The sequence below is a fragment of the Schleiferilactobacillus perolens DSM 12744 genome, assembly GCF_001435585.1.
Lineage (GTDB): Bacteria > Bacillota > Bacilli > Lactobacillales > Lactobacillaceae > Schleiferilactobacillus > Schleiferilactobacillus perolens.
The window spans coordinates 65032-88477 of record NZ_AZEC01000012.1 but is presented as its reverse complement, the minus strand read 5'-3'; the positions used below and the strand labels follow the sequence as shown (position 1 = coordinate 88477).

The window sequence follows — 23446 nt, the reverse complement described above, 5'->3', positions numbered from 1 at the left end:
AGACGGCTAACACCGCTCCGATTCGCCGTGATCCGGCTCGGAACAAAGAAATTCTGGACCGCATTCCGGCTGGTCACTGGGCAGAACCTTCTGAGTTAATGGGAGTGTCTGTCTTCTTAGCGAGTGATGCGGCCAGCTACATCAACGGCGCCATCATCCCTGTAGACGGCGGCTACCTCGTTCGGTAATTGGCATCTGTCATTCCTCAATTCAACATTCATGCAGGAACAACTTGAATTTTGGAAAATCAGTGTAACCATTAATTCGTCTTACTCTTCTTGAGGGGCTGAGACAAAGGTTCGTATCCCGGTGGATCCAGTGCCAATGCGGAGCAATCGTAGGTGGAACAGGGCTCAGCTGTGGAAACCACACCGCGCGCTCTTTGCGCGGATGTGGTTAGGCGTGTTTGAGACCGCGCACTTTGAGGGCTCAAACCGCCGTCACAGCGTTCCAGCCCTGTTCCACCGGAGATTGCGCAGCTTTGGTACGGCACCTCGAAGAAAAGCTTTTGTCTCAGCTCTTTTATTGCTTTTGCTACGGAAAGAAGGAAAAATTGCCTATGTTGACCCGTCAAGAATTGAGTGACTGGCTGGATCGTTTGACGCCAGTGGACAACCGTTATGTGGATACCTTTGGCGCAGCGTATGATGCGGATATTCGCCAATTGGAAGCTGTTCTGCGGCCGCTATGGGGGCACTTGCCGGCGGCGGCCGGGGCGCATCTGGATTTCAAAGATGATCCGGTGATTCAACGTTTCTACACCCTCGTCCAGGCCCGCCAGCTTCCGCCCGTAGATAAAAGTCGGCGCCAAATTGTCGTAGAAACCGCGGCGGTGAGTTACTTCTTAGGTTTCTACGGTAAACAGTTGGCTGCCGACCTGGGGCCGACAGATATGACCTATCTCACCGACTGGCTCAACACGATGAATGACGTGCCAGTCCCCGCCGGCAACTGGCATTTTTTCATTATTCTTTTGAACGTCGCCCTGCGCAAACAGCACTTCCCTTATTCGGCCGATCGATTAACCGATTCGTTAGCAAAAATTGACAGTTTCTACGTGGGAAAAGGTTGGTACACAGACGGGCCGACGCAGCAATCTGACTACTATTTGGCCTTTGCGTTCCATTTCTATGGTTTACTTTATGCACAATTAGTGGACGATGCCCACGCCACCACCTTTATCCAACGGGCTCAGGCCTTTGCAGCAGATTTTATTGATTGGTTCGACGCCCAAGGACGCGCCATTCCTTTTGGCCGGTCACTGACGTATCGCTTTGCCCCAGTTGGTTTCTGGAGCCAATTTTATTTAAGTGGCACCTACGCCGGAACGGCTTTTACCCCCAGTATGATTAAGGGGTTGATCGACCGCAGTGCAAAGTATTGGAAACAGCGGCCAATCACCGTCACCAATGGTGAAACCGGACCCCTGTCAGTGGGTTATGGATATCAGAATTATCTGTTGTCCGAGGATTATAATGCCCCCGGATCCCCGATGTGGGCGTTCAAATTATTTGGCGTGCTGCAACTGCCCGCCGATGATCCCTATTGGCAGCTGCCGGCAGCGCCGTACCCAGAAACGGAGCAACCTCGGCGTTCAAACCAGGCGGCGGGCGGGATGCAATTCGTGCTTGACCCTCATGCAGCTCACCACGTTTTCTTGGCGTCACGCCAATTTCCAGTATCATCAAAGCTGTATCATGGCCAAGAAAAATACGGGAAGTTTGCCTACTCCTCGTATTTTGGATTCAACTTATCCCGGGACACCCAGGGTATTGAGCAGTTTGCAGTAGACAATGCCCTGGCACTGGGGATTGCTGGCCAAGACCAATTTGCAAGCCGCCTCACCATCACAGCGAGCAAAATGTTTGCTGAATATGCGGTTAGTGTCTGGCATACGGCCTCCGCCCAAGTTGTCAGTTATCTGGTGCCCTTGACCACCAACCTGCATGTGCGCATTCATGAAGTGACCACGGATGATACGCTCGACACGTATGAAGGCGGGTTTCCGTTGCTGCGCTGGAATCCCAAACGGATGACCCCCGTAATCACGGATCATCACACCATCGTCGCAAATCAAGCGGGCGTCAGCGTCATTGAGGATCTGCTGACAAAGCGCCAGCCCACCGCGGTGAACCAAGGTCCCAACACAAATATTATGGATCCTGAGAAAAATGTCGTTCCTGCACTGCACGCCATCTTGAAACCAGGACGCCACGTCCTGGCCTGTGCCGTATTGGGTGATCCCACCACCGGTTGCACGGTGGATATCAACACTCACCTGCTTGTGACCGCCACCGGTTATACACTGATTCGAAACGGCTTAGAAATCAACATGCCATTCTGGCAAGCATAATTCCCAGGCATTAAAAACACCGCGCCCCAACTCGCGATGAGTTGAGGGGCGGTGTTTTGTTATACCTTTTGGTAAACCCAGGCGTGGGCCCAGAAAGCATGTTTCGGTATGGTCACTGCCGGATTGTCATTGGGTTCAGGCTGACTCCCCACCTCGTCCACCAGTTTCCAGTGCGTATCTACTGGCAACTCAACGACTGTATCTCGGGGTAAATTGAAGCCGAACAACAAGATCAGCTTCTTTCGATCATTCGCAAATCCGGACAACTGCCAGCCTACGGGATCGTGATAGCTGAGAATATCTGGCCCTTGCCGGAAAGGTTGGCCGGTCGCGATTAACTGGATATGGCGTTGATAAAAATGCAGACAGCGGTCAATAATCGCCCATTGCCCAGCGGTCAGCTGACGAATGTCCCCCGATAGGCAAACCCGCCCAAGGAAGGTGGCAATGAGATGGAAATACAGCGCCTGCTCAGTATCTGCGGGATGCACCACACACCAAATCAGATTCTTAGCAGCAGGGATAATATTCAATTCATTGGCCGCAATGATGGGGATACTATGGGTCTCATGGGCATCGGAAAATGATGACACGTCCGTGGCATCAATATACGCAGGGGTTAAGCGATGCCCCCCGGAGGCACAATTCTCGATCGTGATTCCGGGCAGCTGACGCCGAATATCCTTAATAATCTGCAACATCGCAGTGGTGATCTGCTCCAATCCAGCTGCTCCGGAATCGGCGTGGTCCACCCCGACGCCGACATTATCGTTATAGTCGATTTTCAAGTAATCAAAACCAGCTTGGGCCAAGGGAGCCACCACTTTGGTCTGCAAGTACTGATGCACGGCCGGTAAGCGCAGGTCCAAAAATCGCCGTTTGATCGTACTGACCACATTCTGGCGATAATGGACCAACGCCGCCGTATCTTGGGCCTTGGTGCTGGCCAGGCCGACGGTTTCCATTTCATACCATAACCCCGCCTTCAGACCATGGGCGTGGATATCTTGCACTGTTTTAGCCAAACCACCTGGGAACCGTGCCAAATCAACTTGCCAGTCACCGTGGCTGCCATCCCAATTATTGTCGACAAGTTTATACCAACCGGCATCCACCACGTAATAATCCACTGGATGATCCTGCAATAACGCCACCGATTCATGTACCAGTGCGGCACTGGGATGGCCCCAGCTAGTACCCCATTCATTATAGATAATGGGGAGTTTGGTCGTTGCCGGGACGGGGGATTGCAGACGCCGACTGACCGTCAACAATTCGCCTTGGCCCACAGTCAAGAAAGCGACCGGCGTAGTGTAGTGTTCACCTTCCGCCAAATCCACATACCACTGGCCATTATCTGCATCTGGCAGGCCGCCAAACATCACCAACCGGTCATCCAGCCGCCCGACGCTGAGCTGCCACGAAGCCTGCCCCGCCAATTCGGTCAGCCATGTGACGTCAGCTGTCCGATCGCGTAGTCCCACGAAGGGGAAAAAGCGCCGAACCGGCATTGTCCCATTTTGACCAAATTGTTCTAAAGCCAACCCCGACGGTTTCCAACTGGGTTCCAAATCGTATTCCTCAATCGGCCGCTGCTCAATGCGCCCTTCCATGGCCCATTTCGAACGCAACCGAATCAAATTCAAAGCGCCAGCTGGGATATGTGCACCATAAAAGGGACTAATCCCGGCCAGGCAAAACGACGGCAGCCATTCCAGCCGCTGCAGGCCGGCGACTCGACTCTCAAATTTCACCTGCACTTGCAGCCGCGCACTGCCGGCCACCCAGGTCGCATAATGCGTGTACACATTACCGTGGGCATCGGTGAGTGTCGTCGTCACCTTGACGCTGCCATCCGGCTGGGTGACGTGCTGCTGGTCTTGCAAACGCATGCTGCGGCTGGTGGCGGAATTGAGCATGGTTAACCCATTGGAGAAGTTTTTATCATAGTCATCACCAGCCAGCTTAGCCTGGACTAACGCGATCGTCGTGTTCTGCTGCGTCGGCAGTGTCGCTTGGTCAGCGCAGCTAGCGGGATAAATTTGCCAGGTCACTTGCTGGTCTTGATCCACCAGGTATTGGACGATCATATCCCCCAAGTGAAACTGACTGAGTTCAGTGAACTGCCGCATACGCCTCGTCCTCCTGCACCGCCATTTCTTGATAGTCGAAGTAACGGAAGTCGGCATAAGATTGATGGGCATCCATATCCTGCGCACAGATTCCCACCATGGCACCGGTAAAGCCTAAATGGCCTTGGTCTTTCACATAATCATCGCTTAAATGATCGGCCGCATAAACTTCTCCTAAATTCCCACGCTGAGCGCCTTGAATGTATGAAAAAACGGCAATGTTGCGGTCGACCATGACCGTAAGCTGCACCGGCTGGTGGGGATCAATTACTTGGGGCGGCGCTAAATAACGGAAGTGGTCCATATCCGCCGTTTCCACCCGCAAGTAAGTCTGTTGCTTGTCTTCATCAAAGGAGCTATACAGGTACGCCCAATTGGCGGTGTCATAAAACAGAATGAGCCCGGCGGTTTGCTGGAAATTAGCCGGTGCAAAGGTCATCTCGGTGGTGGCGGTGAAATGGAATGCCTGCCAGCGCCGGGCCAGTAACGTCTGGTGATTCAAACTGGACAGACTCTCGCGGCCGTATAACCGGAGAAAACCGGGGCGCTCTGTCAAAGAACTGGTGGTTGGGGCCAACGGGCCGCGCAATGTTTTCAGTTCTGGCGGCAATGTCTTGATCTGGGCAAAATCAATTCTTTGCGAATGGTCGGATTGGGGCGCCGTCACGGCAATGCTTGGGGCAGCCATTACCGCATCTGGAACCGTGGTGCCATTAGCGAGTCGGGGCCAGCCATCGGCGGTCCACTCGATCCGGGCCAAACCGGTTTCCCGACCCAAAGGACACGTGCTGCGGCCCACCGGAAGCAAGGGGCGGGCACAAAGAAAGACAATGTACCATTCATCTGCACTTACTGGTGCAAAACAGGCGTGACCGCATTTTTTCAAGGGTGAATATGGGGCGTATCGGGTGGAAATCAGCGGCATAACGGGTGAATCTTCGTAAGGACCCCAAATGTGACGGCTGCGGGCCACTGTGGCGGCGTGACTGTAGCCGGTGCCGCCGGCCGCACACAGCAGGTAATACCAGCCGTCTTTCTTCATGATCTGCGGGCCTTCACAGGTCCCCCAAGCGGTACCGCCATAGATTTTTTGGCGTTGGCCAATGGTCCGGAATATGTGCGGGTCAAATTCCTGCATAGCGATCCCGCTGAAGCCAGGATGGTCCAACCGATGATCAAACAACATGTTGAGAATATAATGATGGCCATCGTCATCGTGGAATAAGGATGGATCAAACCCGCTGGCGGTGATGAAATGCGGCGCACTCCAGAGACCGGTGATATGCGCACTGGTCATCACGAAATTGATTGTATTTTTGAACGCCGTGGCACTGCGCACAATGGTGGATACCAGCCAAAAGCGGCCGTCCGCATAACTAAGATGGGGTGCCCAAATACCGCCGGAATTATAAACCCCACGTAAAGAAATCAGCGACTCATCTTGGATGGGTTCGGCCACTAATTGCCAATTGACCAAATCCTGGGAATGATAAATTTCGATACCGGGCCACCACTCAAACGTGGATGTGGCTAAATAATAGTCCCTTCCCACCTTTAATAAACTGGGATCTGGATTGAAGCCAGTCAATATGGGATTTTGAATCATTAATTGAGTCATGTTCGTCTCCATTCGTTTACTTCAATTGGGCCGCTTGTCCGCGCCGAGTTGAGGACGGAATGCCATTTTCCTTTCGGTATTTCGCCACGGTTCGGCGAGCCACTTGATAGCCTTGCTGCTGCAAGGCTTGGGCTAACTGGTCATCACTGAGCGGATGCGTTTTATCTTCACCGGCTACCAAGTGCTGCAAAGCCGTCACCATCTGATCCACGGAACGCCCCGCGTCATCGCTGCCGCCGCTGTATCGAGAAAAGAAACTTTTCAGCTCAAAAATACCGAAGTCGGTTTGCATATACTTGCCATTGATTGCTCGGCTCACCGTGGATTCACTGATTTGCAGTTTCTGGGCGATATCCCGCAATAATAACGGCGCAATGGTCTTCACCTTTTGGGTGAAAAAGGCATATTGCGCTTGCACAATTTGCCGGCCCACCATCATCAAGGTATCAGTACGTCGCTGGACGTTATACATCACGGATTGATATTGGTTATACCGATCTGCAATGTATTGCTGTACTTCCATATCCGACGACTGTTTCAATTGGTCGTAGGTCTCTTCTGCGAAGACCACTTGCGGCTGATTGCGCTGGATAATTTGCAGCGACAGTTTACCTGCTTGCGCAATGAGCTTCAATTCCGGAATCACATAACTGGTGTCCGTGTGGTTAAAGGGCAGTCCCGGATTGGCTGATAAGGACTGAATATATGTCATGGCGGCGGTGAAGTCGGCTTGGGTCATGTCCAGCTTTTTTTGAATCGCGACCCAGCGGTGGTCCTTCATTGCTTGAAAATGATCTTTTAAGATCGGAATCACTCCGGCCGGGACAGGCTCAGAGTCATTTTCGGCCTGCAGCAACAGGCATTCCTGTAAATCATGCGCCCCGACCCCCGGCGGATCGAGCCGTTGGAGCAATGTTTTGGCATCCATCAGCATGATCGGGTCCACCGGCAGCTGCTGACGGATTTCGTCATCACTGATCATCAAATACCCATTGGGTTCCAACTGTTCGATCAGATAAACCACCAAGGCACGCAGCGGGGTCTTGCGCATAGTCAAATGCACCTGTTCCAATAAATAACTGAACAGCGAGCCACTGGTATCCTTGATTTGATAAGTCTCTTGCCCGGTGGCCCCGCTGACGGCCACCGGCTGGACCAGAGGCATACGAATATCCATTAACGGGTTTTCTAAACTGATTTCCTGTAAATAATCCTGCAAATCAATCGCATCCAGTCGCAGCATGGCAATGGACTGCCGCATGCCTTGGGTCAACGCCAGTTTCTGTGCCTGGCTTTGATGAAGGGAGAAACCTTGATTCATATTCATGTAGATTCAGCTCTCTTTCACCGTGTTATTCCGTTAGCCGCTTTAAAAGAAGGAGTCGTCCTTCACTTTTTTTAATATGACGTGCTGGACATTGGTTTGCGCCTGTTTGATCACATGGTTGATTTCGTCTGCCGAAGCCGGCGGAGTCAGCACCACTTGCAGGGCCAAGGCCAAATTCATCCCCCCGATTAATTGCACATTGGGCAGATCCAGCAATGTCATGGCCGCGTTGCACATACTGCCGCCAACGAGATCAGCAAGAATTAGGACTTGCTCGTCTGCCTTAATCGATTGGCGAATGTGGGCAACGATATCATCCGGGCGCTGACCGGGCATTAAGCCATAACTTTCCACATGGGGTTGGGGACCAGCAATCATCTCCACCGCTTTTTGCATACCTTCCGCCAGTTTGTTATGGGAAATAAAAATAATTCGGGTCATCGAAACGTCTCCTTGTTAGTGGGTTGCCGGCCTTGAACCATTGGTGCGGCACCCTTTTTACTCTCTTACTTCAGTATACGCAATTATCGTGCCAACCAGTGCAGCGGTGTGAATTACTCCCGCCCCTCCCTATTGGCACTATTTTTGCTTATACTATGGTGGGACTGCGTGCAAGCGTAAACACAATTAATCACAGATGAAATGCATACTGTTTAACCGCTGTCCCCACTATTAAACACAAGGAGAATGATCATGTCATTGCAAATTGCCTTAACCCATCATCAGCAGGTATTACAGGAGAGCAGGCGGGGCGACAATGTCTACCTGGCTTATCAGCATCATTATGCCCTGGGGGATCAAATTCAAATTAGCACCGACCAGGCTCCCGTATTTATTTGGGCCCAGTTGGATGCGGCCTTAAAACCAGCACTCATTTATGTGTCTCAAAAACAATGGGCCTACCAAATCCCCTTCAACACCGAACGGGAATGGCCTTATCCCGACGGTGCTTTTGCGGGTAAAAATCACTACGCTACTGTGCGCGTGGCCACGACTGAGGAAATTAGTACATACCGTAATTGGGCAGAAAACAGTCATGACCAGCGCGAAGACACTGGTGCCTATCCCCATGCATCGGCCAATGCGGAGACGCGGGACGAGCCTGTCTTTTTTGCCCGGAACGCGATTGATGGCATGGTAGCCAACGAGAGTCACGGGAACTATCCCTTCCAATCATGGGGGATCGCTGGGCGCGCGGATGCTGAGCTGGATTTAGCGCTGGGGCATCCCGTTGAAGTGGATAAGATTGTCTTGGTATTGCGGGCGGATTATCCCCACGATAGTTACTGGACAAGTGTGACAGTGGCGTTCTCGGATGGTAGTCAGGAAGTTTGGCAACCAAAAAAGACGGCCGAGCCGCAGGTGTTTGCGGTGGCTCCGCGCGTGATTAGTGGGTTGCGGTTGATTAATTTGGTTAAGGATGCGGATGCGTCGAATTTCCCGGCGCTGACTGAGCTACAGGTGTTTGGGAAAGCAGTGTTGTAGTATGCTGGCGGCCGTGCCAAAGCTGCGGAATTCTGTCGTTATTCTTTTATGGCGTCCTGTAATACTTTGAGTTGCGCCTGATATTCGGCGATGCCGATTGAGAAGGATAGTTTTTGGGTTTTGGTGATGTTGGGCCAATCTGCTAGGCGGGTCTGGAGCTTTTCAATTTGATCGGTTAACCAATGGATCTGTTCTTGGATGATGTTGGTCAGCTCTGCTAGGGTTTCGTATTCGCCAAAATACAGGCGCATGAGGAAATCGGAGTGACGGGTGTCGGGAATCATAGTTGAAGTGAGTGATTCCTCGAAAATCTTCTTTCCCGCTTCTGTAATTTCATACACATTTTTGTTTGGCCGTCCAGATTGGACGACCATTTTTTTTGATACCAACCCATTTTTGGCCAAACGGCGCAGAGTCGGGTAAATCATGCCGAAAGAGGCATCATAAAAATGGCTGAAAATGTCTTTAAAAACCTCGTTTAATTCGTAACCAGTCCGCTCTTTTTTGTAAAGCAGACCAAGGATAATTTGTTCATTATTCACGGTTTTTCCTCCTTACTTTGCTTCTAGACTTTACCACATTCATATTCACGTTATCAATATTAACGGTTGACAACTGGAAATCGGTCGGGTACTATCATACATATTAACAACGTTAATAGTATCAACAACAATATGGAGGCGTAATATGTTTAAAAGTGAGTGGCAGGCTGTCCTTAAACGGCCAATGGTGATGGTCGTCTTATTCTTCATCACCCTAATTCCAGCGATTTATTCTGGCGTGTACCTTTCATCCATTTGGAGCACCTATCAGAATACGCAAAATTTACCAGCGGCCATCGTTAATACGGATCGCGGTACCACTGACAATGGTAAGAAGGTCAATGCCGGCCAGGATTTGATTGCCGGCTTGTACAAATCCCATTCCATGAAATATGCCGTGACCAGCCGGGCTAAAGCTGAAAAAGGGTTGAAAAATGGCGAGTATTATCTGGTTCTGGAGATTCCGCATAATTTCTCACAAGCTTCCCGTTCCCTGCTCAGCAGTCGGCCAACTGCGATGAATCTCACGTATAAAGTGAATCCAGGGGCTGATTTCTTTGCTGGCCAAATTGCCAAAGGAACGGCGACCGCGATCCAGGCCAACCTGAACAAGGAGATCTCGACAATATATTACAAAAACCTGCTTAAGGGACTGGCTGCCAGCAGTGCCGGCACTCAAAACACTCTAACCGGCAGCAAAAATATGACCCAAGGACAGCAAGCGCTGGCAACGGGCATGGCCAAACAAACCCAAGGTTTACAACAATTGGCCCAAGGAATACCAAATACGGCTCAAACCAGTGCCTTACGCACCGCCGCCGGTCAACTGGCCGCATCGTCTGCCCAACTCAATGCGGCCAGCCAGACACTTTTACATGGTAGTCAAACCATGACTACGGCTCTGACCAAGGCCCAGGCCAGTACACCACAACTAGTCACAAAAGCGCAAAACATTGCCTTGATGGCCGCACCCGTTCAGTTAAAACGCGTGGATGTGTCCAACACACCTACCAACGGCGTGGGCATGGCGCCGTTTGCGATCTCGATTGGCTTATATGTCGGCTGTATTTCTCTGAGTTTTATGTATGATATGTACTCGCCCAAGAAACGGCCGACGCATGCGGCGGCGTGGTGGTGGAGCAAATACAGCTTGCTGTTAAGCCTAGTTGGTGTTCAGGTAATTTTGTTGGCCCTCGTGGTCCTCAAAGGTCTGGGGTTAAACCCGTTGTCCGTGGTCAATACCTGGGTGGCAATGGCAGTAACTGCAGTAACTTTTATCACTTGTGTGTTCGGCTTGAACGTCATTCTGGGAGCCTTTGGTAAATACTTAGTGACGATTTTGCTGATTCTGCAGTTAGGCGCATCGACAGGTGTTTACCCGATCGAAACCGCCAATGTGTTCACTAAAATTTCCAGTCCTTTTCTTCCCATGACGTACGGTATCCACGCCTTGCGCGAGGCCATCTCCATCGGCGGCAGCATGACGCAGGATCTGGCCGTCATGATTGCGGTGACGATCAGCATCAACGTTTTGGTAATGGGAAAACTAACGCTAGACCGGCGCCGAGGTAAATTTGTGGATTGAGCAGAAGAAATTGTATCTATCGACTAACAGGCCAAAAAGACCAGCCTTTTCCAAAAAAGCTGGTCTTTTTGATGTATGCGACTGGCACACTATTTTTTGGAGAACAAGATTTAGTTATTAAAAGTTCCGTAATCAGCCCGCACATACAGATCGGTCGCCACCCGATAGTAAACCTTGCCGTTGATATACTTGATACCCGTCACTTTCCAAGCAGAGCAAGCCTTCAAAGTGCGGCCTTTGAATACATCGCCATGACCTGTAAACACAGGTGCATTTGTTTTACCAATCACCACGTTGGCTTTGTTGGAGACACGTTCTACCACATCCAGCGCTTGGACCCATTGACGATCCGCAACGAGGTAGGCGCACGTACCATCCGCATTAGTTGCCACTGCTGAGTATTTCCAACCCGTATTGACAGTTAGTGTTTGCACCACTTGGGTAGTCGCCACTGGATCAATTGTCGTTTTCGCGCCGTTGGCATTCGTGACATCGACAATCCCATTGGCTTTTGCTAGACGAGAGAAAGTCACATCTTCTGCGCGCAACCAGCCATTGCCGCCGACTTGGTAGTACACTTTGCCATCGGCAGTCACTGCTTTACGGGCAGTCTTCCAGGCCGAAGCGACTGTCAGGCCTTTGAGTTGACCGGTGACTGTGAATTTCCCAGTCTTTGCGTCCAAGCTGTACTGATCCGCCTTAGTCGTCTGCACATACACCACTTCGTTGATGTCGGTGAATTTCACAGAATCATCGGCGACCACTTTAATTGTCCGAGTCAGCGTCACTGTCTTACCAAATGCATTAGTAATCGTGTAAGTCAACGTGTAGGTACCAATTTTGCTGGTATCTACCTTGCCGTCAACCTGCCAATCACCAGCTGCAATCGCCGTTTGATGGTTGCTGTCCTGCCAGGCGTGAATGCCTGCGTTTTGATCAAATGATTGCCCTTGGGTGACTGTCGCGTCCTTCACGAAACCATCATCAAAGGTGAATTCTGGTGATGGATACGTCACTGGCGGTGTAGGTAACGTGCTGGTATCGCACAGGGCGGCCCGTAACCAGCCCACTTTTTGACCAGCCTCGTCCGTCACGGTATCCGTGCGCGACAACTGATTGGCGGCTTGCCGCAGCAACTGGACATCGGCGTTACTTTCACCGCGTTGTTGGGCGTAGTGGTTCCCGACAATTTCGAAGACTTCTAAAGCATCGGCCTTGCCCCGGGACTTATCAGAAATGAACGTGTCCGAGGGCACATCCTGACCGAGGTTGTAGCGCGCATAATACAACGTTCCAGTCAATAGGCGATTATTGTATGCGGAGAAGGTGTCGATCCCTTGTATTGCCGAGATGGCCGACTGCATCGCTAAGCCGCTGATCCCCATCTTGGCGTGGGTTTGGTCCCGGGAAGATTCTTGAATTTCGCCGGTGGGATAAACGTAGTTGGGTAATGCCCCCATAGACAGTTGGGTGCTGCTTTGCGCCGTCCCAATATAAAACTGTTTCAAAGCTGCATTGTACAGATCAGTGTCATTCAGATAAACTGCTGCCGCCATGTTCAGCACGCCGATATTGGCGTCCCAGTTGCCATTGGCCTGGGGATAAAAATCCGCTGTCGGTGAATAATCTCCGCCCCGAGCAATCATCATCGATTTGACGAATGTCGCAAAACGATCCATGTCGGCTTGCTGCCACTTGTCTGCAGCAGCCACATTGGCTTGTTTGTTATAGACATTCTTCATCAATTCGGCTGCGTTCAGCATATCCGGGAAGGTCAGGGCAAACCGCAATTTAGCGTCGTTGCCGTGGCCCACTGTCTTCAATGTGCTGGACCAATCATTCAGTATCTGAATCGCCTTTTTGGCATTGGCCGGATTGCGATCCATATACCACAGCAGTGCGTTGGAGCTGGCTGCGAAACTATCTTTCGTCAATTGGGTGCCGCCAATATTTGGATTGTTATAAGGCCCCACATTGATTTCAGGCTGGGGCGAATCCTGATAATCGGCACTGCTCAGAGGAGAAGCTTTCAGCTGGGCATAAGCTTTGCCATCCACGGTATCCGCCAAATTCTTATACGCACGGATGCGGTCCAAAGTGGCCGTTGTGTAAAATATGCCTGGGTGCTTAAACTGGAAATTCTTCGCCACATATGGAATTTGGCTTTCACTCACATATTGATCTGTGATATCCGTGACGTCGAAGTAATCCAAGTTGGGCCCATCAAACACTGCCTGACCCGGAGGTGCTTGCAACGTCAGTGTGACGGTGTTTTCCCCTGCCTTCAGATACACATTCATGTAATTATTATTCCACGCAGTATTACCGACAACCGGCGCATACTTATCTGTATTTTGGATTGTGGTCTGCGGCGTATTGGGATCTTTATAGCCGGAAATATTAAAAATCATCCAACCCGCCCAGCCCTGGTCGCTCAATGGATCAGTACTGTTGTTGGTGGAAATCCGGAAATTGCGTTCATCGCGATCGTTGCGGTTGCCCGTCGTTTTTGTCGCCGGATTATTGTATTTGAACTGCAACTGATAGTACCCAGCGTGGGGCACCGTCACGTTCCAGGTGGCCGTGTCATGGCCTTCGGGAATCGTGTTCTTGTAAGAACTGAGATCATCCATTGGATCGCTGAAGTCGACGTATTTGTTGCCGGAAGCACCGGTCAAGACGAGGGTATCTCCCTTTTGATCGATTGGAATCTGGTCGCCATTTTGCCGAATATAGACATTGCCGGTTTTAGCCGCAAAACTTTCTGCCTCAACTTTGGTAGTGAATGTCGCGGCCTGGACTGGGTGGCTCGCTACTTGCCCGGTGAGTAATACGGCTGCCGCCGCCAAGACACCAGCAACAATATGGTTCACTGTTTTCCTCATGACTACTTTTCCTCCTTGGGTAACAACTCCGCCACAATGTGGGCAATGGCCGCATCAGTGTTGGCCGTGGTCAATGCATCGGCCGCCTTTTTCAATGTGGGGACGGCATTGGCCACTGCATAACCGCGCCCGACACCCTTAACAATTGCCATATCGTTGCCGTAATCTCCGACTGCCGCCACCCGGGCCAAGGGAACCAGCCCGCTTAATGCTTCCCGTAAACCGGAAAATTTGCTCACACCCTGACCGCTGATCTCAACATACTGGCGATCGGACCAGGTCGCATTAACCGGCAGTGCCGCCATCTGGGCGAGCACTCTTTGCAGTTTCACCGGATCGCTGGTTTGCAAGCCAATCTTTTCTACCGCTGGTGCATTCGCCGTCAACACGCTGGCGATGGTGCGGCCAGCCACGATAGACAACTCCTGATCCATCAAATATGTTTTCCCATCCATGGTCAGCATCAAACGCGCAAAGCGATATTGGCCTAATATCTGCAATACCTGTTGGGCATCGGCATTGGTTAGCGGATGGCGAGACATTCGGCCATCAATGGCGTGGACCTCGGCGCCGTTCAAACAGACCACGAAGTCTGGTTCAACCTGACCAGCAAGCGCCCGTATCACACCGTCGTATTGCCGACCGGAAGTGATGCCAAAGAGTCGGTGAGCTTGTTGCCAGCGCCGGATTGCCACAACATTTTCTGTCGATATTTGTTTATCGTCATCCAACAATGTGCCGTCTAAATCGGAACAAATCGCTTGAATTAATTGCGTCATTTGCGATTCCTTTCAAAACTGGTCAAAACAAAACGGCGCCAGCCTGTTGCGACCACGCCGTTCAGTTAAAAAATGTTATGCAGCTTTGCCGCCAGTGACACCGAGCAGCGTCAGGACTAGCGCTAACACTAGGATAGCTACCAGGACCCGCACCGGCCGATTCTTCTTCCGTAAATATGCAAAGCAGCAAAGCACGAGCGCCAACGGGAGCAACCCGGGCAGAATTTGATCTAAGACACCCTGCAATTTAAACATTTGCCCCGCCATTTTGGCTTGGTATGTCGTCGTGAAGGTGACGTATTGGGCTGTCATCGCTCCGATCATCATTAAGCCCAAGACAGAAACGGCTTTGGTGATGACTTTGAAAATACCATTGGCCATCGTTTTAGCGACAAAGTCTTGACCAACTGTGTAACCAAGTTTGGCGCCGTACCAGCGAATCAACATGTTGGGAATGTTGTAAATCAGCAGGAATAATAGCGGTCCAAGCCACATGCCTTTTTGGCAGAAGCCAATGGCAATCCCAGTGGCGATAATCCGTAATGCCCCCTGTTGGACTGAGTCGCCTAAGCCGGCGAAGGGACCCATTAAGGCCGCTTTGATTGCCGCGATGGAGGACACATCAAAGGATTTACCCTTGTCATGATTCTCCCGTTCCATTGAGGTGTTTAAACCCATGACGAACGGGGCCATCATCGGCGTCGTATTGAAGAAGTCTTGGTGCCGGAGCATGGCATTATAGAACCCGTCCGAATCTTCACCATAGATTTTCTTTAAGAAAGGTTCCAATACCCAAGAATAGGTCACGGCCTGTTGTTTGGTATAAGACGTACAAAACATCAACCAGTTTTGCCGCCAGAACAGTTTCCGATAGAACCATTTTTCAGTGGACTTGTCTGTCAAGAAACTATCTGTTTTTTGTACTTGCTCAGTCATTGAAGAAGTCCTCCTCTACTTTAGAATCCGATGATGATGCAGTGGCGGCTGGTGTCGCGTTGTTATTGTTGTGCCGGTTGGCCAAATCGCCCACGGCCACTAAGACAGCGATACAGATACCGATGAAGGCCACTTCGATCATGGTGCCTTTGAAGAATGCGACAATTCCAAAGCCCAGGAAGAACCAAGGGGCCAACTTTTTATCCCACAAGGTAATCATCAATAACGCAATCCCGACGGCGGGCAACATACCGGCAGCGACGGTAAGTCCGTTCATAATCGGCTGGGGAATCGCGGCCACCAACGCTTTAATCGCATTGGTACCGGCCATGATGCCGACGAAGCCCAGGGTGAACCACATGAGCAAGTATACGCCCCGCTGAATCTGCCATAACCGGTTAAACGCTTTGATGTTGTGCGCCTTCAAATGGGCTTCAAAACGTGGCACCAAAGCCGTTGCCCAGATCTTGAATAACTGATAAACCAATGTCCCCAACATACTAATGGGCAAGGACAAAGCGATCGCAACAGAAGTTTTAGATGAAAGCAAAATACCAAAGGCAGTCCCAAAAATTGAACCCAGACCAAAATCTTGGGGCATCACGCCGCCCAGGGAAATACTGCCCAGATAAACCAGCTCCAAGGCAGCTCCGATCATAATCCCTTCAGACGGATGGCCCAACAAAATACCAACAATCGTCCCGGCCACCATTGGTCGGTTGAAGCCCAGACTGCCGTACCAGTCACCCCACTTTTGAATCGTGAGGGCCAGTCCAACCAATAACGCATTGACTAGCATATTTTTACTCCTCCTTCAACAAGCTCATAAACGGAATTTCAGCATCATTAGGCAGCGGCTGATACACATAATTCTTGCTGTGCTGGCCAATTTGTTTGGCCTGCTCAATCTCTTCCGTGGTCAGGTATACGGTGTCGGTGATCTTCTTCTTGTTTTCCAAATCACCGCTGACCCGACCGACATTGGCAATGTCCACCTTGGTTTGATCCGTCGGCACCTTTTCCACAATCTGCAATAGATCAGTGACATTGTTGACGATCACCAAGATCTTTAAGTGGGCCGCCCGAGAATCATTCACCAAACCAATTGCCTTAGCGACTGGTAAAATGGCCACCTTTACTCCTGTGGGTGCAGCCATGAGCAGCGCACTCTTTTGTACTTCATTTGACGCAATGTGATCATTTGCAACAACGATTCGATTCACTTGCAAGTTCTTGGTCCAAAGCACCGCGACCTGACCGTGAATCAAACGGTCGTCGACCCGTATCATTGCAATCATATTGACACCTCCATTAGTTCATTCAATGATTACTTCACAAACAATTGCTGATTAACACTTTACTAAAAGCAATTACCGTGCCAACTACAGTCCTACAGCGCTTACATCTATTTGTTCAACACTCCATGATGGTTGACGAAAAGTTTAAACACTCTATTGTTTACCAAATCATGAAATCTTTACCCAGTAACCGCACCAACGCTTCTACTAAGAAGAAATCAGAATAAATCATCCGCACCTCATGTTGATCATCGTGGTAAGCCGGGGTGCCGCCAGTGACGATGCCGTCCGTGGCCGGATCAAGGTCCAAGTAGTCTGTGGTCACCGCCTGGATAATCCGCACCGCAGCATCGTCATACAACGGTTGTTCAAGCACGGGGACATGTTTCGCCAGTTCCAACAATCCGCAAGCCGCACATAGACCCGCGGAGGTGTCCACAATCTTCGGCGTCGCCGGTGCCCGGAAATCGACCAGGGGTACATCACCGGTATCCGCAATATTGGCCAAGAAATAATTGGCCACCCGCTTTGCCGTATCGAGATAAGCTTCCTTATGGGTGTGGGCATAGCTCAAAGCAAAACCATAGATGGCCCAGGCCTGTCCCCGGGACCAGGAAGAACCCTCACCGTAGCCTTGGCCACCCTTAGTTTCTAATAGTTCCCCACTGACTGGATCGAAAACCCCGATGTGGGCCACCGAGCCATCCGGCCGTACAATATTGTTCATCACTGTGTCCGCATGGTCTTCCGCCATAAAACCAAAACGCGGATCATTTTGTTCATCCCGCGCCCAGTATAATAGATTAATATTCATCATACTGTCGATAATGACCCAGCCGGCCCGATCCCGGTTCCAGGAGCGTAGAAATTTACCCCGCGGGTTATACCGCCCGGCGAGTAGTGTCGCCGCATGCAACCCACGCGCTAACGAGCGTTCGTTTCCAGTTAACCGATAGTCCGCCACAGCCGACAGATCCCACATGAAACCCACATCGTGATGCAGACCGATAAATTTATCGAAGGCCCCATCCAGAACTTGTTCATTGGCCTGGGCGGTTTGTTGATACAACGGGTCGCCGGTGGCATGGTTGAGCAGCCACAATGTGCCGGCCCAAAAACCATTGGTCCACCATACGACATCCTTCTTACCCATATCGACATAGTGCCCATTTTCAGGAATATACGGGATGGCCTCTCCTAATCGCAGGGCCTCTGCTTTGGCCTTGGTATTGACTTGATCGAAGAGGGGTTGCACCCACTCTGGTGTTTTCACCATTCTAATAACCTCGTTTCTTAGATGTATCTCCACCATGCTATAAGCAAAAACCATGCCACTAAAAAAGGCCAGAACAAAAGTTGCTACTCGACGGCCGTGCCAAGTGCTGCGCAATCTCCGGCTGAAATGGGCTGGAACGCTGTGACGGCGGTTTGAGACCGCAAAGTGCGCGGTCTCAAACACGCCTAACCACACCGCGCGCAAAAACCGCGCGCGGTGTGGTTTCCACAGCTGAGCCCATTTCAGCCTCCGATTGCTTCGCATTGGCACTGGATACGTCGAAGTTTAGACTTTTGTTCCAGCCAATATGCGGTTGTTGATTACTGAATGGTCGGTGTATTCTGGTCCTCGATAATTGCCTGGAAAAGCTGATACAGCAACGACAGCTCGTAGCCGTTGATCTCGATGTGATACTTCAGCTCCAGCGGTTTACAAATGCCTTTGGCGACATCGAAGAATTCTTGTTCTTTCGGGTCCGTTGGCGTGCGGTCGTTACTGCGGTCTGCGCTGGTACCGGTCATCAGGCGCTCCACCATCAGCGAGATATGCATGTACAAGTTGAGTTTGATTTTACCATCCAGTTTGATGTGATAGTAGTGTTCAAACTTATAAATCACCGTTTCCACCTCTTGAATAATCACCGTCGGATTCAAGAAGGATAGACGTTCAGTGACCCCTTCAATGGACAGGAAACGGACGATGCGGTTATATAGATCATCAAAGGTGCGCTGATCCACATATTTCTTCAAAATATCGTGGAGGAACACCTGGCCGCTGGGGTCGAGCAAGTCGTATATGTTGATGTTAGGAATGGCGAAGGAGTCCGGTAAATTCGTGGTCGTGATGACTAATAACGTAGATTCAAACTCGCTGCGGTCATTGGCCCGGACGCTTTGTTGCAGATGACTGAAGTCCATGGTCAGCAGGCTGATTTGGTGGCCCAGCACTTCGTGGAAGATATCGCGTAATTTATCAGAAATACCCAAGCCAGACATGCAGGAAATGACGATGTTTTGATTCTTGGCAAAGCCTTCAAAATATTGCGCCGAGATGGTGTAATCCGTCCGGGCGTGTTCGGCAATTTTTTCAAAAGGCAGCCGGCTCTGAATCTTCAGCGCCACATCCAGAGCCGTGGCTGTGGTCAGATTGTTGATGACCAGCACATCACCGCTCAACGCATTCTTGATCTTCCGATACAATTGATTCAACGAACCCATATCCACCAATAAAATGAAACCGTTGGACGTATCAAACGAATCCACGATCCGCTTAGATTCCGCAATGATACGATCAATGGTCGTGTCAATCGGCATATCAATGGCGTCCACTAAGTAGGAGCCGCAGAGCTGATTAACCACTGATTGAATACTCGTCGCGGTATGACTGCCGTGGGCTACCATGAGGCAGCGCAAGGGGATCTTTTCATCCACTAATTCGCTGATACAGCACGCCAGCAAGGCTGTTAATAATTGATGGCTGGATGTCTCCAACGCCGGTAAAGCCGCATAGAACTGGGCAGCCACATGGAGGGAACGGGGAAAGTTCGTGGCTGCTTGTTGTTGCAGGCCCTGCAACAAATCTGCCGGCACCTGGACATGTTCCGCATACAGGCGAAAGAAAATCGGCTCGTATTCACTGGTGCTCTTCAGGCCAAATTGATGACGCACAATCGTGGTAAATAAGCGGCGGTGGGCGTCATGCAAAATGGTCTGACGGATCGGGTCGTGGGCGTGTTTGCCCTGCAATTGTTGGATCATCAAGCGGCTGGCGGCCGCGGAAGGCTTGGGTTGTGCGGTTAAAAAATCGGTGATGGTCGCAGCATCGCTCATCCCGCTGTCTTGCGTGTGGTCTGCCGGAACATGCACCGGGACAACCATCGGGGTGGTGATCAACATTTCGGCATTAGTATGTAAGGAAAGATGTTCACCCTCAAAATCGTCGACATCAATCTGCATAGGGGTGTCGACACCGTTTTCTTGATGAGTAAACGCCCGGGCACAAGCCACTTTGATCAAATTCTTCAAACGGCCGACGTTTCCCACCGGTCGTAATTGCGTCAACATCTGCAAAACCGCCGGCGTCACCGTCAGCGGCCGCGCAAACCGCTTCGCCTCACTTTGAAACAGTGCGCGAATATAGGCCAGCCGTTCATCCAGCGGCCGATCGGCGTAAGCGGTGATATGGACATTGACCGGCACCCGCCGCTGGAAAGTGTCCAACAATACCGCGTGGGGATCTTCCGTCGTGGCTAAAATAATGCGCACGTGAGCTGTGCTGTCTCGCTGGTTTTCACCAATCGGCCGGAAGTGGCTAGTATCCATGAAAGTAAAGAGTTTCTCCTGATTTTCACCGGATAACCGATGGATTTCATCCAACAACAAATAGCCGCCGTCCGCCGCCTGCAGCAGTCCCTCCTTATTGTTGGCCGCACCGGTGAAGGCCCCTTTGACATAGCCAAACAAAATAGACGACAACAGCTCTGGATTATTGGCGTAATCTGCACAGTTCAATACTTTAAACGGCGCTTTGGCGGGAATCACCGCGGTATCCTGGGCGTATTCGTAAATCTTATGGGCTAAAAACGTCTTACCCACCCCACTTTGACCGGTGAGTAAAATGTTGAGTCCGCCATGGGGATACTTGACGGCCGCGATACATTTGCGAATGTTGTCTAGTTGACTGCCGGTAGCGCCGATCACATCACTAAACGCGTGGAGCGGTACGCTTGGGGGTGCGACCGGTGCCGGCATGTTGGCCACCTGCCAGCGAACAGGCCGGCCGGTCAGCTTTTTTACCTTTTTTTCCGCCAACAGTTGAGAAAGATAGTGACTGGTGACCGATCGGCTGAGGTCTAATTTTTCTGCCACCGCGAGTGTTTCCACTGCTGTTGTCTGCTGGTTTAATTTCGTTAACTCAGTCAAAACACGTTCTTTTGCTGATTGCATGGCCATGACTCCATTTCTATGGGTACTGCGAAAGCCTTTTCTCATGGTAAATGTACCATTGGCCGTCCCTAGAAACAAGAGTGTTTAAGAAATGCGAGTGTTTAAAATGTGTCTCCTTTTAAACACTCGCATTGAATCAAGCCTGTAGCGCTAGTTTGGCGTAACAGTCTGCCAAAATCATCCGTGTATTTAATTGGTGATAAATGCGAATGGGCCGCCGGTTTTGCCACTTGACCATATCGTAGGAACAATCTGCATTGAAGAAAGGTGGGGTGTGCGCTGCATAATTACCCTTCTGTTCGTCCAGCAAGACCCCCACTGCAGCTGAATCGCCCAGCACCCAGCACTCACTGTTGATCCAAGTTTTATCCGTTACATGGGCATTGGCAAAATTCACCAATTGGGTATAGAGATACCGGCCCAGCGGTCCGGCAGGGGCGACGCGCAAACGCAGCTCCGCAATGGGGGCCAGCATGGTTTTGTACGCCTGACTGGGAATTTGCCACAGCGGCACCGCGGAAGCAAACACTTCGTTAGCGGCTAAGCGATCGCGGTGTAAGTTGGCTTCATTGCTGCCGTGGGGATAGCGACCACCACCAACCCAGATCGCGGTCATGCGAGAGGTGATATCTGGAGCCTGGCGCAGCGCAGTGGCCACATCGGTCAAGGTGCCCATACACAACACGAAGAGCGGACGTGAGTCTGTACTCCGGGCGGTATCAATGATCAATCGACTGCCAGCACTGGGTCGGCCATCCGTACTTAATTCTGTTTCCGCCCCTTTGACGATGGGAAACTGAGCGGCCCTTTTCATCAAAGCCGCGATATGCTGCATCTCAGTCAGTGACTGATCGACACTGCCCGATAAGCCAAAATGACCCGCAATGAGTCCCTGGATGGCAAAGCGCGGCGTCAACAATGCGTGGGCGATGGCAAACTGATCGTCGGCCTCGTTTTTCGCGTCACTGCAAATTAAAACACGCAAAGGGCGGTGGGGTGTCATTGGGGGTAAACCTAAATCACTCATGGATGCTCGCCTGCCAATCCACACTGACCGTATTCGTCAAAGTCAGCTTTTCACCAGCCGCCATTTCAATCACAGCCGGGGCGGTGAAACGCACATTGGTCAGTTGCAGGTGCACACTGGCATCAATTTGTAAAAATGATTCGTCAGCGGGCGGGGTAATCGTACAGTTCGCCAATTTTAACGTCACCGCCTGACCATTGCCCAAGAAGCGGGACATGTGCTGAATCCCAGAAATCATCATGTGGGAAAATGTGACATCATGCAACGGGGAGCCGTACTGAACATTTTTCCGATCACCAAACACATAGGTCATGAATCGCCGACCATTCGCGGCCACACAGTGATCCCAGACAATATCTGTATTCTTGGTGGTGATGGTGTCCTCCGCCATGGCGTAATATTTGAAAAACGCATGGGTATCATAGGTGTCTTCCGAGCGGTGAGGGAATCGACCAGGACCAGCGAAAACACACGCGGTGAAATGGAGATGGTCGCCGCTGATGCGCATACCGTTGCAGGCAGTGTTCAACAGGCACCGGGTGACGGTTAAATTGGTGATGTCATACCCCGCCAGACAATCGTCACCGGTTTGCAAAAGACATCCCTGAATTGTGATGTCCCGACTGTGGTGGAGATTGAAACCGTCGTGACCAGCCAGAATCGTCACCGCGTCAATGTGAACATCTCGGCAAGCACTTAGAGTGTGCGACCAATTGGCGCTATTTTCGAAGGTGTAGCCTTGCAATTGCACATGCTGGACACGGGCAAATACAATGCCCATGGGCCCGCGAAAGCCTTCTTCGCCGCGGGCATCGTAGACATCCCGGCCATCGATCAGGCTGCCGGGGGCGCCAATGATTGACACATCGGTGGCATCATAAGCGGCAATTAGCGCGTGAAAATAAAAGGCAGGCAGGTGCCAGCGTTTGATGTAGGCCGGGTCTTGCAGGTATCGAATGCCAGTCTGTTGACCAAAGTTGGTGTAATCGGCGAGGTTTTCACTGCCCACCAACACTGCCCCGGTTTGCAGGTAGAAGGTGATGTGGCTGAAGAGACGGATGCTGCCAATAATGAAGCGGCCTTGGGGGACGACTACCCGGCCGCCGCCATGGGCTTGGCAGGCGTCAATGCAGCGTTGAAAAGCGACGGTTTGGGCGTTATTTAGGTCGCTTTGGGCGCCGTAATCGGTAACTAAAAAATCTTGTTGCGTGTGTTCATCGGACATTTGTGATGGCCTCCTTGTCATGTGACTATAAGC

Annotated in this window: 18 protein-coding genes; 4 read left to right on the top strand and 14 right to left on the bottom strand. The window is 51.1% G+C overall.

Going from position 1 to position 23446, the window contains the following annotated elements; all coding sequences use genetic code 11:
* A partial coding sequence (locus tag FD09_RS11955; protein ID WP_157053795.1) for an SDR family oxidoreductase occupies nt 1–188 on the top strand: 188 nt, incomplete at its 5' end.
* A 371-nt stretch (nt 189–559) separates the two neighbouring features.
* Complete coding sequence (locus FD09_RS11950) at nt 560–2353, top strand: DUF2264 domain-containing protein (RefSeq protein WP_057821675.1); 1794 nt, start codon at nt 560–562, stop codon at nt 2351–2353.
* A 59-nt stretch (nt 2354–2412) separates the two neighbouring features.
* Here the strand turns inward: FD09_RS11950 and FD09_RS11945 are convergent, their stop codons facing one another.
* Genes FD09_RS11945 through FD09_RS11930 form a run of 4 tightly spaced genes read right to left on the bottom strand, consistent with a single transcriptional unit; the run spans nt 2413 to nt 7871 of the window.
* Nucleotides 2413–4485 carry a glycoside hydrolase family 36 protein gene (locus FD09_RS11945; RefSeq protein ID WP_057821673.1) on the bottom strand — a complete coding sequence of 691 codons (2073 nt, stop codon included), beginning with the start codon at nt 4483–4485 and terminating at the stop codon, nt 2413–2415.
* Entirely contained in the window at nt 4469–6103 is a 1635-nt protein-coding gene (locus FD09_RS11940; RefSeq protein ID WP_235812286.1) for a glycoside hydrolase family 43 protein, read from the bottom strand. Before FD09_RS11940 ends, FD09_RS11945 begins: the two co-directional genes overlap by 17 nt.
* Before the next feature lie 16 nt (nt 6104–6119).
* Nucleotides 6120–7430: an RNA polymerase factor sigma-54 gene (gene rpoN, locus FD09_RS11935; protein ID WP_057821671.1), complete on the bottom strand. Its 1311-nt coding sequence runs from the start codon at nt 7428–7430 to the stop codon at nt 6120–6122.
* A 42-nt stretch (nt 7431–7472) separates the two neighbouring features.
* Nucleotides 7473–7871, bottom strand: coding sequence for a PTS sugar transporter subunit IIA (locus FD09_RS11930; RefSeq protein WP_057821669.1), 399 nt, complete (start codon nt 7869–7871; stop codon nt 7473–7475).
* A gap of 252 nt (nt 7872–8123) precedes the next feature.
* Here FD09_RS11930 and FD09_RS11925 point away from each other — a divergent pair, with 252 nt between their 5' ends.
* Nucleotides 8124–8915, top strand: coding sequence for a hypothetical protein (locus FD09_RS11925; RefSeq protein ID WP_057821667.1), 792 nt, complete (start codon nt 8124–8126; stop codon nt 8913–8915).
* 38 nt (nt 8916–8953) lie between these two features.
* On the opposite strand, the gene FD09_RS11920 is transcribed toward FD09_RS11925, so the two are convergent.
* Nucleotides 8954–9457 carry a PadR family transcriptional regulator gene (locus FD09_RS11920; RefSeq protein WP_057821664.1) on the bottom strand — a complete coding sequence of 168 codons (504 nt, stop codon included), beginning with the start codon at nt 9455–9457 and terminating at the stop codon, nt 8954–8956.
* A gap of 145 nt (nt 9458–9602) precedes the next feature.
* On the opposite strand from FD09_RS11920, the gene FD09_RS11915 reads away from it, so the two are divergent.
* Nucleotides 9603–11042 (top strand): YhgE/Pip family protein, encoded by a 1440-nt coding sequence (locus FD09_RS11915; protein ID WP_057821662.1) that lies wholly within the window; start codon nt 9603–9605, stop codon nt 11040–11042.
* A 110-nt stretch (nt 11043–11152) separates the two neighbouring features.
* On the opposite strand, the gene FD09_RS11910 is transcribed toward FD09_RS11915, so the two are convergent.
* The 9 genes from FD09_RS11910 to FD09_RS11870 form a co-directional block, all read right to left on the bottom strand.
* Entirely contained in the window at nt 11153–13927 is a 2775-nt protein-coding gene (locus FD09_RS11910) for an immunoglobulin-like domain-containing protein (protein WP_057821660.1), read from the bottom strand.
* A gap of 2 nt (nt 13928–13929) precedes the next feature.
* Entirely contained in the window at nt 13930–14706 is a 777-nt protein-coding gene (locus FD09_RS11905) for an HAD-IIB family hydrolase (RefSeq protein WP_057821658.1), read from the bottom strand.
* A gap of 75 nt (nt 14707–14781) precedes the next feature.
* A complete protein-coding gene (locus tag FD09_RS11900) occupies nt 14782–15642 on the bottom strand; it encodes a PTS system mannose/fructose/sorbose family transporter subunit IID (protein ID WP_057821656.1) in 861 nt (286 codons plus the stop codon).
* Nucleotides 15635–16441: a PTS mannose/fructose/sorbose/N-acetylgalactosamine transporter subunit IIC gene (locus FD09_RS11895; RefSeq protein WP_057821654.1), complete on the bottom strand. Its 807-nt coding sequence runs from the start codon at nt 16439–16441 to the stop codon at nt 15635–15637. Before FD09_RS11895 ends, FD09_RS11900 begins: the two co-directional genes overlap by 8 nt.
* A 4-nt stretch (nt 16442–16445) precedes the next feature.
* Nucleotides 16446–16940: a PTS sugar transporter subunit IIB gene (locus FD09_RS11890; RefSeq protein WP_057821652.1), complete on the bottom strand. Its 495-nt coding sequence runs from the start codon at nt 16938–16940 to the stop codon at nt 16446–16448.
* A 160-nt stretch (nt 16941–17100) separates the two neighbouring features.
* Entirely contained in the window at nt 17101–18216 is a 1116-nt protein-coding gene (locus FD09_RS11885; protein WP_057821649.1) for a glycoside hydrolase family 88 protein, read from the bottom strand.
* Between the two features lie 320 nt (nt 18217–18536).
* Nucleotides 18537–21161: a sigma 54-interacting transcriptional regulator gene (locus tag FD09_RS11880; protein WP_057821647.1), complete on the bottom strand. Its 2625-nt coding sequence runs from the start codon at nt 21159–21161 to the stop codon at nt 18537–18539.
* 136 nt (nt 21162–21297) lie between these two features.
* Nucleotides 21298–22188 (bottom strand): nucleoside hydrolase, encoded by an 891-nt coding sequence (locus FD09_RS11875; RefSeq protein WP_057821645.1) that lies wholly within the window; start codon nt 22186–22188, stop codon nt 21298–21300.
* The gene (locus FD09_RS11870) at nt 22181–23413 is read right to left on the bottom strand and encodes a glycoside hydrolase family 28 protein (protein ID WP_083487877.1); all 1233 of its coding nucleotides are present in this window, start codon (nt 23411–23413) and stop codon (nt 22181–22183) included. The genes FD09_RS11875 and FD09_RS11870 overlap by 8 nt, the downstream gene beginning before the upstream one ends.
* Between the last annotated feature and the right edge of the window lie 33 nt (nt 23414–23446).